Genomic DNA, 14,043 nt, shown 5'->3' on the forward strand with positions numbered 1-14,043 from the left:
CGGAAGATCCGCCTCAGGCGGATTTGTTCAACCAAGCCTGAATAACGGGCACGTCCGCATCGTCAAACTCGTGACCGCCTGGAACTGTTGCAAGCTCAACCACGGCGCCGCCATTCCGCAGACGTTTGGCTAGCGGTTGAGTATAGGGACCATACAGATCCTTCTCTCCGGCAACCAACAGCACCTGGGCATCCGACATGTCCGCTGCAGGCGGATTTTCGAGGGCCGCCATGGAGCGCAGCAGCACCGTGCGGCGGATAAGGTGCGGGTGCAGCGACAGCATGGCGTTCAGCAGGTTGGCGCCGTTCGAATAGCCGATATAAACGATGCGGTCCGGATCAAGCCCGTAGGCATGGACCGCGCCATCAATGAAGGCGGCAAAGGCTTCGGCCTCGCTGGCGATATCGGCCTGATCGAAGGACATCGGCCCATTGCGGCGGAACCAGCGCGGGGCGCCTTCCTCGAGTGCACGGCCACGTACGCTGAGCAAGGTCGCGTCGGCATCGATCTTGTGACCGAGCGGCAGCATGGTTGTTTCGTTGGCACCCGAGCCGTGCAGCAGGACGAAGATGTTGCCGTTGGGCTCATCGGGCGTGAAGAAGCGATGGATGAAGGGCAGATCGCGATAGATGACGCGGGGCTCGCCGGGCATGGAGAACTGCGGCAGAATCACGTTCAGCTCGGCCAAAAGCTTCGGACTGTCGCCGGGAGCGAAGAGGCGCGTGCCAAGCGTTGCCTCGTCCTCGTCAATCAACATGCCCGGCGCGTCCGTCGCGAGTTCGAACAGGATACGGCCGGGCTCGCGAACGTAAAGCGAGCGAAAATATTTGCGGTCATGCATCGTCGTCGGCCCGGAATCGATCGCCTGGAGTGCGGTGTGGACCGACTGCAATTCGGCATTGTCCGCGGCGCGAAAGGCGACGTGATCTACCGTGCCCGTGCCCGGGGCGCTTGCCCAGAAACCGCGGGCATCGCGGATATCGAGGATATCGCCGGGCTCCGAGACGAGCCGGCTGATCGCTCCGCTGGTGGCAAGCGGACGGTAGTCGAAGTAATCGACCAGCATGGCTCGCGTCTCCTCTGGCGTTTCGGTGAACAGCGTTGCGCCGCGGATGCGGGCAATCGCGTGCTCCTGCGGAATGGTGTCGCTCGTCCAAGGAGCTGCGGCCTGCAGCGTGTTCGTTCCCACCAGTTTGACGATGACGCCGTCCGGATCCTTCAGCCGAAGCACAGGCTCGCCGAATTCCTCTGAGGGACCCTCCGGCTTCAGACCGGCGCTCAGGGCGCGTGTCAGCCAGAAGCCGATGCTGGCCGGATCGATGGCGAGCGAGATTTCGCCGACCTGACCGACGCCGGCCCGGCCGGGAGAACCATCTTCCCAAACCAGAAAGGTGATCAGCGAGCCCGGGGAGCCCACGGCATCGCCATAGAGGAGATGAAGCTGCGTGGCATCCTCAAAACCGCCGGTGCGCTTGACGAGGCGCAGGCCGAGGAAGCCGACGTAGAAATCGACATTCGCCTGGACCTTACGTGTGATCAGCGTGATGTGGTGGATGCCGGCGACCATGGGATGCTCCAGACCGTTATTTCGTTCTGGTGGTATTTAGGCTGGCGTCATTGTTCAATGCAATGCGCCGTCCGTGGAGGCACTGTTCACAAAACAGGTTATTGCCTGGCTTGGCAGGCGGCGAGCATCAGTGCTCGCCGAGGCTGTCTTCGGGCGATCTGCGGCGGTGGCCGCTGATTTCCGAACCGGCTGTGCGCGAAAAGCTGGCGTTCCAGATGACTGCGAGAAGCGCAATGGCCGTGACGACAATGAAGGCGACGGAGAAGTCGATCATCTCGGGCTTGGCGTGGCCAAGGAACTGCGTCGAGCCATGCAGGGCAAGGGCGGCGACGCAAATGCCGAGGGACAGCATCAATTGCTGGAAGGTGGAGTAGAAACTCGTGGCAATGCTCATGCGGTCGCGCTCGATCTCGTCATAAGCGATCGTGTTGTAGGCCGTGAACTGGAACGACATGAAGAAGCCGCAGAAGAACAGGATCACGAAAATGACCGGTAGCGGCCAATCCGGCTTGAAGATGGCGCACATGCCGTAACCGAGCGTGCCGATCAGGCCGAAGATGATAAGGGCGGTGCGGAAGCCGAGCGTGCGAAGGATGCGGACCTGCAGCGGCTTCATCGCCATCGAGCCGAGCGCGGTCGCAATGGCGATCTGACCGGCTGCGGCTGCCGAAAGGCCGAAGCCGAGCTGCAGCATCAGCGGAATGAGGAAGGGATGAGCCCCCTGGCTGATACGCGTCAGCGAACCGGCGATGACGGAGGTGCGGAATGTCGGCACCTTCATCAAGGAGAAATCCATGATCGGTGAGGGGTGCTTGCGGGCATGGCGCAAATAGGCGATGCCGAAGAGCAGGCCGATGGAGATCAGGAAGACCGCGAGATAGCCTTCGCCCTCGCGGCTCGACATCTCGAAGCCGAAGAGCAGAGAGCCGAGCGAGATGCCCGAGAGGATGAAGCCCGAGAGATCGAAGCGGCCGGTGCGCGGGCCTTTCACCTCCTCGATGAACATCGTCACCAGGATGAAGCCGATAATGCCGATCGGCACGTTGATGTAGAAGATCCAGCGCCAGTCGAGATAGGTGACGAACATGCCGCCGATCGGCGGGCCGAGAATGGGGCCGACCAGCGCCGGAATCAGCAGCCAGGACATGGCGTTGACCATATCCTTGCGGGCGACGCTGCGCATCAGCACGAGGCGACCCACGGGCAGCATCATCGCGCCGCCGAGACCCTGAAGGAGGCGCGCAATCACGAGGAAGAACAGGTTCGGCGCCTGCGCGCAGAGAAGCGAGCCGACGACGAAGACGGCGATGGCGGATCGGAAGACGGTGCGCGACCCGAAGCGGTCTGCAATCGCGCCGCTGGCGGGAATGAAGATCGCGAGGCTGAGAAGGTATGAAGTCAGCGAGATGCTCATGGCCGGCGCGCTGACGCCGAAGTCTCTCGCCATGGTCGGAAGGGCTGTTGCGAGCACGGTCGCGTCAAGCTGTTCCATGAACATTGCGCTTGCTACGATAAGCGCTACTACACGAAAATTCGGTGCGGCCCGCCTGACGGGGGCGGCCTGGAATATCTGATCCGACATTGTCGGGGATCGCTCTCGATGGTGCGGTGGGGTCCTAAGACAGAACCGCAAGTCTGGTCATGGCGCGAAGGCCTATTTGAACGGCGGTTTGTATACTCCTGCTTGCACGCGATTGCTATATCAGAAATCGCAAATCCCATTCATGGGATGAAAAAAATGACGCACATGCAGGGGCAAACGGCATCAAATGAACGTGAGGTGAATGAATAGGCGCGATATCGCGCCGAAATGCTCACGCTTGGTTTGTTCGCGTAAGATAATGTGCTCGTTTGGCCGGATGCCATAGGCAAAAAGACCGGTGCCAGTTGGTGATGGCACCGATCCGAATCATCGTTTTCAGCAGGCACCGAGGCGATCAGTAGCCTTCGGCCAGCCCCGAGCCGGCGCGGCTGTCCATGGCGCCGTTGTAGCGGGCGCCACCGCCCTTGGCGATGTCGCTGAGGCTCTTGCCGCCCACGAGAATGCCCGCGGCCTGGCCCCAGATCGGCCAGCTATTGTCGACCTGAACCGTATAGCCCATGCCGGTCAAAAGCTTGATCGTATCGGGCGAAAGTGCGCGCGGCTCCATGTAGACTTTATCCGGCAGCCATTGGTGATGGATGCGCGGGGCGTCAATGGCTTCCTGAATGTTCATGCCGAAATCGATGACGTTGATGATCGCTTCCAGCGTGATGGTGATGATGCGCGAGCCGCCGGGGCTGCCGATCACCATGAAGGGCTTGCCGTCCTTGGTGACGATCGTCGGGCTCATGGACGATAGCGGCGTCTTCTTCGGCTGGATGGCATTGGCCTCACCCTGCACCAGGCCGTAAAGGTTGGGCACGCCGGGCTTGGAGGTGAAGTCGTCCATCTCGTTGTTCAAGAGGATGCCCGTGCCGGGCGCAACGACACCGGCGCCGAAGGAGCCGTTCAGCGTGTAGGTGACGGCGACGGCATTGCCGTCATTGTCGATGATCGAATAATGCGTCGTCTCGTGGCTTTCGCCGAGGCCCTTCGGCATCAGATCCTTGGAGACGCCGGCCTTATAGGGGGAGATGCCATCGCGGATCTTCTGGGCATAGGCCTTGTCCAGCAGCTTGCTGACGGGGTTGTCGACGAAATCGGGATCGCCGAGCGCCGAGTTGCGGTCGACATAGGCGTAACGCATGGCTTCGACCATGTAATGGACCGTGTCGGCTGAGGCATAACCGGTATAGGAGAGCGGGTAGCCTTCCAGCACGTTGAGGATTTCGCAGATGATGACGCCGCCGGAGGAGGGCGGCGGCGAGGAGATGATCTCGTAGCCGCGATAATTGCACTTCACGGGCTCGAGTTCGCGGACCTTGTATTGTTCGAAATCCTGGTTTGCGAGAATGCCGCCCTTGTCCTGGCTTGCCTTGACGATGGCGTTGGCGACCGGCCCTTTATAGAAGCCATCCGGCCCCTGATCGGAAATGCCTGATAGGGCATTGGCGAGATCCGGCTGCACCAGCTTGTCGCCCGTGACAAAGGGTTTGCCGTCCGACTTGGTAAAGATCGCGGCGGTGGCCGGATCGCGCGACAGCCACTTCTTGCCCTCATTCAGTTCGGCGGCGTCGGCCTGGTTCAGCGTGAAGCCTTCCTTGGCATAGCGAATGGCCGGCGCGATCAGATCCTGGCGGGACTTTGTGCCGTATTTCTCGCGGGCGGTCTCGAAGCCCATGACCGAGCCGGGGACACCCACGGCGAGATAGCCATCCGTGCTGGCGCCTTTGACGATATTGCCCTTGTCGTCGAGATACATGCCTTTGGTCGCCGCCAGGGGTGCGCGTTCGCGAAAATCGAGAAAGGTCGTCTTGCCGTCGCGCATGCGGATGGTCATGAAGCCACCGCCGCCGATATTGCCGGCGGTCGGGTAGACCACCGCCAGCGCATAGCCGACTGCAACGGCGGCATCGACGGCATTGCCGCCATTTTTCAGCACCTCGACGCCAACATCGGTGGCGAGATGTTGAGCGGTGACCACCATGCCATGCTCCGCCTCGACCGGTGGCGGCGCGGCAGCTCTGGCGGTGACGGAAAAGAGAGCAAATGTGACCAGGGTTACCGACGAAATCGCCCGCTGGCGGAAGTGGCGCATGATGAGTATGCCTCCCATTATTATCTTGATGGAAAATCGCCAACGAATGACATGGCGTCGCGCATGAAAATGGCGATATCCGCTGTCACAATTTTTTAATGGAGCGGATCCCGCCATGGGCCGGAATCCGATCAGCTATGTCTTCCATGCAATACTACGGATAATTTTGGTCCTCCTGCCACGCAGAAAAACGCTTCGCACTTGCAATAGTCTTTTATTAGTTGAATCTATTTTAGATTGTTGCTTGTCGAGGCGAGTGTTGCGTGGAGGGTAATCATGGCCGTGACGAAGCTCGAGCAATGGAAGAGCGAGCGCAGGATCAAGAGCAGGCCATTCATCGTTGGCGAAAGGACGCATGTCGTGGAAATCGAATGCGACCATTGCAGCCGACATTTCCTTCGATGGGCATCGACGGCAGCCGCCTATTGGCGCTGTGACGATTGCACTGCGATTGTCTAAGCCATCGGTTCCGATGGTTACGCGATCAGGATAGCACGGAAGTCGTTGACGTTCGTTCCCGTGGGGCCGGGGACGAAGAGATCGCCGATGGCATTGAAAGCAGTCCAGGCATCATTGTTTGCCAGCATCTCGGCCGGTACCATTCCGGCTTTGCGCAAACGCGCCACCGTACCAGCATCGACAAAGGCGCCGGCATTGTCCTCGCTGCCGTCTATGCCGTCTGTATCGGCCGCCATGGCGTGAATGCCGGCGTGGCCGTCGATGTCGATCGCCAGCGACAGCAGGAACTCCGAATTTCGTCCGCCCTTGCCGTTGCCCTTCAAGGTCACCGTCGTTTCGCCGCCTGACAATAGTACGACCGGCTTGGTGAAGGGGCGGTTGCGGTGAAGTACTTCGCGGGCGATGGCAGCGTGGACGTGGGCCGCTTCGCGGGCCTCGCCCTCTATGGCGTCCGAGAGAATGGCGGCTTCAATGCCAGCGGCACGTGCTACCTCGGCGGCGGCTTCCAGCGAGACGCCGGCAGATGCGATAAGATGCACTTCATTGCCGGCAAAGCGCGGATCGTCCGGGCGCGGCGCATCCGCTTCAACTTTCTCGATATGGGCGAGAACGGCCGGCGGCAGGTCGATGCGGTAGAGACGGATGAGGTCGAGTGCGTCCGCGCGCGTGCCCGCGCCCGGTACGGTCGGGCCGGAGGCCACCAGGGCAGGGTCGTCGCCGGGAATGTCCGAGACGACGAGCGAGACGACTTTGGCGGGATGGGCCGCGGCAGCCAGCCGGCCGCCCTTGATGGTCGACAGATGCTTGCGAATGACATTCATCGCAGAGATTGGTGCGCCCGAGGCAAGCAGCGCCTTGTTGACTGCGACTTCATCGGCAAGGCTCAAGCCGCCAGCGGGCGAGGGCAGCAACGCCGAGCCGCCGCCTGATATCAGAGCGATTACCAGATCGTCCTCCGTGAGGCCCTCGACAAGTTTAAGAAGCCGACGAGAAGCGATGAGGCCCGCTTCATCCGGCACAGGATGGGCTGCTTCGACGATCTCGATCTGCCGGCACGGGGCGGAAAATCCGTATCGCGTCACGACAAGACCTTCCAGTGGGCCTTGCCAGCATTGCTCCAGCGCGGCCGCCATCTGGGCAGATCCCTTGCCGGCGCCGATGACGATCATCCGGCCCTTTGGCTTAGCAGGCAGATGCGTACGGATGCCCGTCAGCGGATCGGCGGCGCGCACGGCTGCATCGAACAACGAGGTCAGGAAGGCGCGGGGATCGGAAACGGTCATGTCGAACTGCCTGTCAGCGATGTGCTTGTAACCATTTGGTGGCTTAACTGGAGGAAAGACGCAAGAGGAGGGAACCGCAATTGTGTCTTGCGCGACGAATCCCTATTTAGAAAGAAAGAGTTTCACGCTTTTTATTTCAAGGATTTTTCGATATGGCCGAATTGAAAGTGAAGACGAGGCAGACGGGCGCAACCGCTACGGTCGGCCGCACCGGTTTTCCGCATGTGACCTCGGTGACCGGCGGCGAAATCGACATCGTCACCTCGCCGTCGCAGCCCGGTTTCAATCCGCTCGATCTGCTCTACTCGTCGCTCTCGGCCTGCCTGGTCTTGAGCGCCCGCATGGCGGCAAGCAGCCTTGGCGTGCTCGACAAGCTCACCGAAGTCACCGCCGTCGTCACGGGTGAGAAGGCGACCGAAGGCCTCTCTCGCGTGGAGAAGTTCAATATCGCCTTCACCATCAAGGGTGATTTCAGCGATGAAATCCGCAACGCGATCGCGCATGCCGCCGAAGATGAGATTTGCACGGTGAGCAACACGATCCGCGGCAATCCGCAGTTTTCGACAACGATTTCGGGGTGAGTTTTAGCTCTATCCCGCCCCTGGCGGGCGGGAAAGCAAAATCAGCATTTAGCCGCAAGGCTAAGTGCTAGATTTTGCAAGGGAGGGGGTAGGCAGGTGCGTACCGGCTTTCCTAGTGCAATAGCAACAAGTAACGGACCCCCGCTCTTGCGATTTCAATGGCTTAGAAATTGCGCTATCATTCTGAATATGTGTGACCTTCCGTGTCGCAATTCCTAAACCAATGAAATTGCTTTCTCGCCCGCCAAGGGCGAGATGGTTCGGTGTCCGCCGTTGCCCCTCATTCCGCCGGAAACTCAAACCCTTCAAGATAAGGCCCAAGCTCCGGATCGATATCTACCTTTACCGCATTATTGTAGATCGCCGTCGCAATCATGATCCCGGCAAAGGCTACGAGATTGGCAAGCGTTGGCTCATCGTAGCAGGCCTTCAATCGATCCCAAATCTCCTCCGGAATGGCGTTGGAATCCCTGACGATCGCCTTGCCGAATTCGATCAATAGCGCTTCCTCTTCCGTCGGCACGATCGTTTCCGGCGTCAGGCCGGCATTGATCAGCGCGCGCCGGAAGAAGCCGACGGGGATGATCGAGCGGCATTCGAGCGCTATGGCATGGCAGAGCAGCCAGACGGCACGATCGTCCAGCGCCGGGCGCAATTCCTCGCGCAAAGGAAACCATTCCGCATAGATGCGATGCGCCACCGGCGAGTGCAGCAATGTCCGCTTCATATTTGTCATGCGGCCGCGCAGCTGCATTTCGCGATCATGCTCGGCGCGCACGGCCTCGGAAGCGGTCTCGTAATCGATCGGCGCGATATGACTCATGTTATTCTCTTGTGATGGGCTCTCTTACTGCGCGGCTTCGGCAGCAACTTTGAAGAAGCGGTTTTCCGGGCGCGGCAGGCCGAGGTGTTCGCGCAATGTCGTGCCTTCGTAGTCGCGGCGGAAGATGCCGCGGCGCTGCAGCTCTGGAACGACGCGCGTGGTCACGTCAAGCAGGCCTTGCGGCAGGAAGGGGAAGACGACGTTGAAACCGTCCGAGCCTTCCTCGTACAGCCATTGCTCCATCTCATCGGCGATGCTCTCAGGCGTGCCGACGAAGGCAAGGCCGGCATAGCCGCCGAGGCGCTGAGCAAGCTGGCGCACGGTGAGCTTTTCGGCTTCGGCAAGGGCGATGACGCGCTCGCGGCCGCTCTTGCTGGCATTGGTTTCCGGAATCTCCGGCAGCGGGCCATCGGGGTCGAATTTGGAAGCGTCGTGTCCCAACGCGATCGACAGGGATGCGATGGCGCTATCGTAATGGACGAGGCTGTCGAGCTTTGCCCGCTTGGCCTTTGCTTCCTCGACCGTGTCGCCGACGACGATGAAGGCGGCGGGCAGGATCTTCAGATGATCCGGATTGCGGCCGATCGCCTTCATCCGGCCCTTGATATCGGCGAAGATCGACTTGCCGTCGACAAGGTTTCGGGGTGCTGCGAAGACGGCCTCAGCCGTTTCGGCGGCAAGCTGGCGGCCGGCATCCGATTGCCCGGCCTGAACGATGACGGGCCAGCCCTGCGGCGGGCGGGCGATGTTGAGCGGACCACGAACGCTCAGTTCCTCGCCCTTGTGCCCGAGGACATGCATCCGCTCGGGATCGAAGAAGATGCCGCTTTCGGGATCGCGGATGAAAGCATCGTCGGCAAAACTGTCCCAGAGGCCGGTGACGACGTCGTAGAATTCGCGGGCGCGATGGTAGCGCTCGCCATGTTCCATATGCTCTTCGAGGCCGAAATTAAGGGCGGCATCGGGATTGGACGTCGTGACGATATTCCAGCCGGCGCGGCCGCCGCTGATGTGATCGAGCGAGGCGAAGCGGCGGGCGATGTGATAGGGCAGGTCGAAGGTGGTTGACGCCGTGGCGACGAGGCCGATCCTATCGGTGACGGCGGCCAGCGCCGAAAGCAGGGTGAAGGGCTCGAACGAGGTAACCGTCTGGCTGCGCTTCAAAGCCTCGATCGGCATGTTGAGGACCGCGAGGTGATCAGCCATGAAGAAGGCGTCGAATTTCGCTTTCTCCAGTTCCTGCGCGAAGCTCTTGATGTGCTGGAAGTTGAAGTTGGCGTCCGGATAGGCGCCGGGATAACGCCAGGCACCGGTATGCAGGCTGACGGGGCGCATGAATGCCCCGAGCTTCAATTGCTTCTGTTCGGTCATGGGCTCTCTCTCGAAAATCGTCAGGCCGTCATGAAGTAGTGACGGCATTGCCCGTAGGGTAATGCACTACGACGTAGGCGTGCTGGCCGCGCATTCAAAGAGCCGATTTCATTTATTTGATCGCTTTCGCGGAATATTCATCCGGCCTCGACTTCAGTGCTGTTCTGTCCGGCAAAAACCTTGACCAGCCAGTCTATGAAGACGCGAACTCGCGGCGAAAGCTGGCGGCTGCGTGGATAGAGCATCGAGACGGGCGTCCGTGTTGGTGGATAATCCTTCAGCACATGCAGCAGTTGACCTGATTGTAGGGCTTCCTCGGCGTGATAGCGCGGAACCTGGATCAGGCCGAGGCCGAGCTTTGCCGCGGCGAAATAGCTCTCGGCAGCGTTGACGGAGATGGTGGCCGGCAGGGTGATTTCGCGCACGGCGCCGTCGATCTGGAATTCCAGCGGCAGCAATCCGCCGGTTGCGGAGGAGCGGAAGCCGACCATGCGGTGGCCGGCGAGCGTCTCCGGATGGGCGGGCATGCCGAAGCGCTCAACATAGGCAGGTGCCGCAAGCGTCACTTCTTCCAGCATGGCGACGCGGCGGCCGACCATGTCGCTATCCTGCAGCGTGCCGACGCGCAGCACGCAATCGATCCCCTCGCGGATGAGATCGACGAACCGGTCGCCCTCGGTGATCTGCAATTCGATATCGGGATAGGTTTCGAGAAAGGAGGGCAGGTTCGGCAGGACGAAGTGCCGCGCGAGCGTTCCATGTACGTCGACGCGCAGGACGCCCTTCGGCTTCGCCCCGGCAAAGGCGCCTTCCGCATCCTCGATATCGGAGAGGATGCGCAGGCAGCGCTGGTAATAGGCCTCGCCATCGAGTGTCGGGCTGACATGCCTTGTCGTGCGCTGCAGCAGGCGTACGCCGAGACGCGCCTCGACCTGTTTGATCGCATCCGTCACCGTCGAGCGGGGCAGACCTGTGTCTTCGGCGGCCAGCGTGAAGCTGCGCCGTTCCACGACCCGGCAAAACACCCGCATGGCATCGAATTTGTCCATATTATTTGTTCGCTAAATTCGGATAGTGATGCCGATTATTGGCTGATTATCCGCACCATGAAAAGGGGCATCTTCTCCTCATCGAAACGCGCTGCGGCGCAAAGCAACGAAGGATGAGGAAAATGAGCAGCAATTCTAATAAGGTAGCGATCGTGACAGGCGCATCGCGCGGTATCGGCGCCGCGATCGCCGAGCGTCTGGCCGAGGATGGCTTCACCGTCGTCATCAACTATTCCGGCAGCGAGGTGGCAGCCGAGGAACTGGCCCGCAAGATCGAGGAAAAGGGTGGTAAGGCGCTGACCGCGAAAGCCGATGTCTCCGATGTCGAAGCCGTGCGCCGCATGTTCGACGCAGCCGAAGCCGCCTTCGGCGGTGTCGATGTCCTCGTCAACAATGCCGGCATCATGCAGCTTGCGAAGATCGCCGACGCGGACGACGCCCATTTCGACCGTCATATCGCTATCAACCTCAAGGGCACGTTCAATACGTTGCGCGAAGCCGGCAAGCGCCTGCGTGACGGCGGCCGCATCGTCAATTTCTCGACCAGCATCGTCGGCCTCAAGCTCGAAACCTACGGCGTCTACGCCGCAACCAAGGCCGGCGTCGAGCTTTTGACCGGCATCATGGCGAAGGAACTGCGTGGGCGCTCGATCACGGTCAATACGGTCGCGCCCGGCCCGACGGCGACGGATCTCTTTTTGAACGGCAAGAGCGACGAGCTGATCGACCGCATGGCCAAGATGAACCCGCTGGAGCGCCTCGGCACGCCGCAGGATATCGCCGCCGCTGTTTCCTTCCTCGTCGGCCCGGATGGCGGCTGGATCAACGGTCAGACGCTGCGCGCCAATGGCGGCATGATCTGAGCCAATCAGGCGGCAGGCAATGCCTGCCGCCTGCCTCCCTCTCTCAATCAATCGTCAGCTAAAGCCAATTCAGCAAAGGAACAGGACCATGAGCAAGCAAGTCATCGTAATCACTGGCGCATCGAGCGGCTTCGGGGCTCTGACAGCACGCGCGCTCGCTAAGGCAGGCCACACTGTCTATGCCGGCATCCGCGAAACCAAGGGGCGCAATGCGCCGCAGGTCGAAGCAGCTGCGGCATTCGCTGCGGAGAACGGCGTCGATCTCAGGACTGTCGAACTGGATGTCGCCTCCGATGCTTCAGTGGAAGTCGGCATCGCCGCTGTTATCGCCGAGCAGGGCCACATCGACACCATCATACACAATGCCGGCCATATGTCCTTCGGCCCGGCGGAAGCCTTCACGCCCGAGCAGTTTGCCGAGCTCTATGACATCAATGTGCTCAGCACCCAGCGCGTCAATCGTGCCGTGCTGCCTCATATGCGCAGGCAAGGAAAGGGGCTGGTCGTTTGGGTCTCCTCGTCCAGCACGCGCGGCGGCACGCCGCCCTATCTCTCACCCTACTTCGCAGCCAAGGCGGCGATGGATTCGCTTGCGGTTTCCTACGCGTCGGAGCTGACACGCTGGGGCATCGAGACCGCCATCATCGTGCCAGGCGCTTTTACGAAGGGCACCAACCATTTTGCCCATTCCGGTTCGCCGGCAGACAAGGCTCGCGCTGCGGAATATGACAATGGTCCTTATGCCGGCGTTCCCGATCAGGCGCTGAAGGGTCTAGCCTCGCTGGAACCGGCGGATGCCGATGCGGCTTCGGTGGCGACGGCAATCGTTGATATTGTCGACATGCCGTTTGGAACGCGGCCGTTCCGTACCCATATAGATCCTTCAGAGGATGGTGCTGAGATCGTCAATGGTGTTGCCGATCGGGTTCGCGCGGAGCTTTTCCGGCGCATCGGTCTGGAAGACCTGCTGAAGCCGCATGCAAAGGCCTAAGGCCCGCAATCATCCTTGGAACGTGTCAAATCGCCGCTTCTGTGCCACAGAAGCGGCGATCTGTTGCGTGCATCGGGGCTATTTTGCGTTGTACAGCATTCCAAGCCTTAGAGTTTCGTACTAAAGCGAATCCTTCAGAGGGTCGGGAGATATCCATGGACGCGAAGGACATTGGCGAAATTGCCAGCTGGCTCATGCAAGCCGGTCTCAAGGGAATGACGGAAGTCGATATCCTCTCGGGTTTCTGCGAGCAGTGCCGTCAGCATGGTCTCAACATCGATCGGGCCATGGCGCTGATGGATACGCTGCATCCGGTCTATGAGGGTCGCGCGTTCCGCTGGGACGGCAATCAGATCATCGAGCGCGAGTTCGAATATGGCCCGACGCAACAGGGGATCGCCTCCGAGAATTGGCAGCGTTCCGCCTTCTATCATATGCTGACGACAGGCGGAGACGAGGTGCGCCGACGTATCGGCTTCGGTGATCCGACCGATTTCTACGGGCTCGACACGCTGCTGGCCGATGGTCACACCGATTACATCGCCATGATCCACCGCTTCGAAGAGGGCGGCACGATCGGCGAGATGGATTGCTTCTATTCCAACTTCGCCACCGCCGCCGAAATGGGATTCCCGGAAGAGGATTTGCGCGTGCTGCGCAAGCTGACGCCGGCGCTCGCCCTCGCCATCAAATGCACCGGCATGAGCCGTATCGCCCGTACCATTGCCGAAGTCTATCTCGGCGAAGACGCCGCCCGGCATGTGCTTGAAGGCAAGATCACCCGAGGCAAGACGGAGCGGATTTCGGCGGCACTGTGGTTTTCCGATCTCGCCAACTACACGCGCATCTCCGATACGGCCGAGCCGGATGAAATCATCCCGATGCTGAATGCCTATGCCGATGCGGTCATCTCCTCGATCCATGAGGCGGGCGGCAACGTGCTGAAGCTGATCGGCGACGGCACGCTGGCGATCTTCAAGGCTCGCAATTCCGCTGACGCCTGCACCGCCGCGCTGATGGCGGAATCGCTGCTGCGCCAGCGGCTGCGTGACCTCAATTCGCAGCGGCAGATCGAGGGCCGGCCGGTCACGGACGTCTATCTCGGCTTGCATATCGGGGACGTGTTCTATGGCAATATCGGCAGCATGGACCGGCTGGACTTCACGGTCATCGGGCCGGCCGTCAACGAAGTCAGCCGTATCGCTTCGATGTGCCGATCGGCTGACCGTAACATCCTGATGTCGTCGAATTTCGTCGAGGCGCTGGCAGGCCAGCAAAGCAACGATCTCGTTTCCGTCGGCCGTTATGCACTGCGCGGCGTCAAGCGGCCGCAGGAATTGTTCACGCTGCTCTCTTCGGCGGCCTGATCCCTCTGC

Annotated in this window: 12 protein-coding genes; 5 read left to right on the forward strand and 7 right to left on the reverse strand. The window is 60.7% G+C overall.

Features of this window, described 5'->3' with window-relative positions:
* Positions 1-13: 13 nt before the first annotated feature.
* From FBZ99_RS06620 to ggt, 3 genes are all read right to left on the reverse strand, one after another.
* Positions 14-1,567: a VOC family protein gene (locus FBZ99_RS06620; RefSeq protein WP_113330320.1), complete on the reverse strand. Its 1,554-nt coding sequence runs from the start codon at positions 1,565-1,567 to the stop codon at positions 14-16.
* Positions 1,568-1,694: 127 nt separating this feature from the next.
* Positions 1,695-3,149, reverse strand: a complete 1,455-nt coding sequence (locus FBZ99_RS06625) for an MFS transporter (RefSeq protein ID WP_113330319.1) — start codon at positions 3,147-3,149, stop codon at positions 1,695-1,697.
* Positions 3,150-3,504: 355 nt separating this feature from the next.
* The gene (gene ggt / locus FBZ99_RS06630; RefSeq protein ID WP_113355229.1) at positions 3,505-5,247 is read right to left on the reverse strand and encodes a gamma-glutamyltransferase; all 1,743 of its coding nucleotides are present in this window, start codon (positions 5,245-5,247) and stop codon (positions 3,505-3,507) included.
* Positions 5,248-5,523: 276 nt separating this feature from the next.
* Here ggt and FBZ99_RS06635 point away from each other — a divergent pair, with 276 nt between their 5' ends.
* Positions 5,524-5,706 carry a hypothetical protein gene (locus tag FBZ99_RS06635; RefSeq protein WP_113395526.1) on the forward strand — a complete coding sequence of 61 codons (183 nt, stop codon included), beginning with the start codon at positions 5,524-5,526 and terminating at the stop codon, positions 5,704-5,706.
* Between the two features lie 17 nt (positions 5,707-5,723).
* Here FBZ99_RS06635 and FBZ99_RS06640 read toward each other — a convergent pair whose 3' ends face one another.
* Positions 5,724-6,989, reverse strand: a complete 1,266-nt coding sequence (locus tag FBZ99_RS06640; protein WP_145632051.1) for a glycerate kinase type-2 family protein — start codon at positions 6,987-6,989, stop codon at positions 5,724-5,726.
* A 152-nt stretch (positions 6,990-7,141) separates the two neighbouring features.
* Between FBZ99_RS06640 and FBZ99_RS06645 the strand changes: the two genes are divergently transcribed.
* Positions 7,142-7,570 (forward strand): OsmC family protein, encoded by a 429-nt coding sequence (locus FBZ99_RS06645; protein ID WP_145316198.1) that lies wholly within the window; start codon positions 7,142-7,144, stop codon positions 7,568-7,570.
* A gap of 280 nt (positions 7,571-7,850) precedes the next feature.
* Here FBZ99_RS06645 and FBZ99_RS06650 read toward each other — a convergent pair whose 3' ends face one another.
* From FBZ99_RS06650 to FBZ99_RS06660, 3 genes are all read right to left on the reverse strand, one after another.
* A complete protein-coding gene (locus FBZ99_RS06650) occupies positions 7,851-8,393 on the reverse strand; it encodes a carboxymuconolactone decarboxylase family protein (RefSeq protein ID WP_145632053.1) in 543 nt (180 codons plus the stop codon).
* A 24-nt stretch (positions 8,394-8,417) separates the two neighbouring features.
* On the reverse strand, positions 8,418-9,764 hold the full coding sequence (locus FBZ99_RS06655; protein ID WP_113355854.1) for an LLM class flavin-dependent oxidoreductase: 1,347 nt from the start codon (positions 9,762-9,764) through the stop codon (positions 8,418-8,420).
* Positions 9,765-9,901: 137 nt separating this feature from the next.
* Positions 9,902-10,813: a LysR family transcriptional regulator gene (locus FBZ99_RS06660; protein ID WP_145632055.1), complete on the reverse strand. Its 912-nt coding sequence runs from the start codon at positions 10,811-10,813 to the stop codon at positions 9,902-9,904.
* Positions 10,814-10,935: 122 nt separating this feature from the next.
* Between FBZ99_RS06660 and FBZ99_RS06665 the strand changes: the two genes are divergently transcribed.
* From FBZ99_RS06665 to FBZ99_RS06675, 3 genes are all read left to right on the forward strand, one after another.
* Positions 10,936-11,676: an SDR family oxidoreductase gene (locus tag FBZ99_RS06665; protein ID WP_145632057.1), complete on the forward strand. Its 741-nt coding sequence runs from the start codon at positions 10,936-10,938 to the stop codon at positions 11,674-11,676.
* An 88-nt stretch (positions 11,677-11,764) separates the two neighbouring features.
* The gene (locus FBZ99_RS06670) at positions 11,765-12,667 is read left to right on the forward strand and encodes an SDR family oxidoreductase (protein WP_145632062.1); all 903 of its coding nucleotides are present in this window, start codon (positions 11,765-11,767) and stop codon (positions 12,665-12,667) included.
* Positions 12,668-12,822: 155 nt separating this feature from the next.
* Positions 12,823-14,034, forward strand: a complete 1,212-nt coding sequence (locus FBZ99_RS06675) for an adenylate/guanylate cyclase domain-containing protein (RefSeq protein ID WP_113330311.1) — start codon at positions 12,823-12,825, stop codon at positions 14,032-14,034.
* Positions 14,035-14,043 lie beyond the last annotated feature (9 nt).

The organism is Rhizobium sp. ERR 1071, assembly GCF_007828675.1.
GTDB classification, from domain to species: Bacteria; Pseudomonadota; Alphaproteobacteria; order Rhizobiales; family Rhizobiaceae; genus Rhizobium; species Rhizobium dioscoreae.

What these genes read in the sequence shown, in the direction of transcription:
- FBZ99_RS06620 (WP_113330320.1), bottom strand. Translation starts at nt 1,567, where the DNA reads ATGGTCGCCGGCATCCACCACATCACGCTGATCACACGTAAGGTCCAG.
- FBZ99_RS06625 (WP_113330319.1), bottom strand. Translation starts at nt 3,149, where the DNA reads ATGTCGGATCAGATATTCCAGGCCGCCCCCGTCAGGCGGGCCGCACCG.
- ggt (WP_113355229.1), bottom strand. Translation starts at nt 5,247, where the DNA reads ATGCGCCACTTCCGCCAGCGGGCGATTTCGTCGGTAACCCTGGTCACA.
- FBZ99_RS06635 (WP_113395526.1), top strand. Translation starts at nt 5,524, where the DNA reads ATGGCCGTGACGAAGCTCGAGCAATGGAAGAGCGAGCGCAGGATCAAG.
- FBZ99_RS06640 (WP_145632051.1), bottom strand. Translation starts at nt 6,989, where the DNA reads ATGACCGTTTCCGATCCCCGCGCCTTCCTGACCTCGTTGTTCGATGCA.
- FBZ99_RS06645 (WP_145316198.1), top strand. Translation starts at nt 7,142, where the DNA reads ATGGCCGAATTGAAAGTGAAGACGAGGCAGACGGGCGCAACCGCTACG.
- FBZ99_RS06650 (WP_145632053.1), bottom strand. Translation starts at nt 8,393, where the DNA reads ATGAGTCATATCGCGCCGATCGATTACGAGACCGCTTCCGAGGCCGTG.
- FBZ99_RS06655 (WP_113355854.1), bottom strand. Translation starts at nt 9,764, where the DNA reads ATGACCGAACAGAAGCAATTGAAGCTCGGGGCATTCATGCGCCCCGTC.
- FBZ99_RS06660 (WP_145632055.1), bottom strand. Translation starts at nt 10,813, where the DNA reads ATGGACAAATTCGATGCCATGCGGGTGTTTTGCCGGGTCGTGGAACGG.
- FBZ99_RS06665 (WP_145632057.1), top strand. Translation starts at nt 10,936, where the DNA reads ATGAGCAGCAATTCTAATAAGGTAGCGATCGTGACAGGCGCATCGCGC.
- FBZ99_RS06670 (WP_145632062.1), top strand. Translation starts at nt 11,765, where the DNA reads ATGAGCAAGCAAGTCATCGTAATCACTGGCGCATCGAGCGGCTTCGGG.
- FBZ99_RS06675 (WP_113330311.1), top strand. Translation starts at nt 12,823, where the DNA reads ATGGACGCGAAGGACATTGGCGAAATTGCCAGCTGGCTCATGCAAGCC.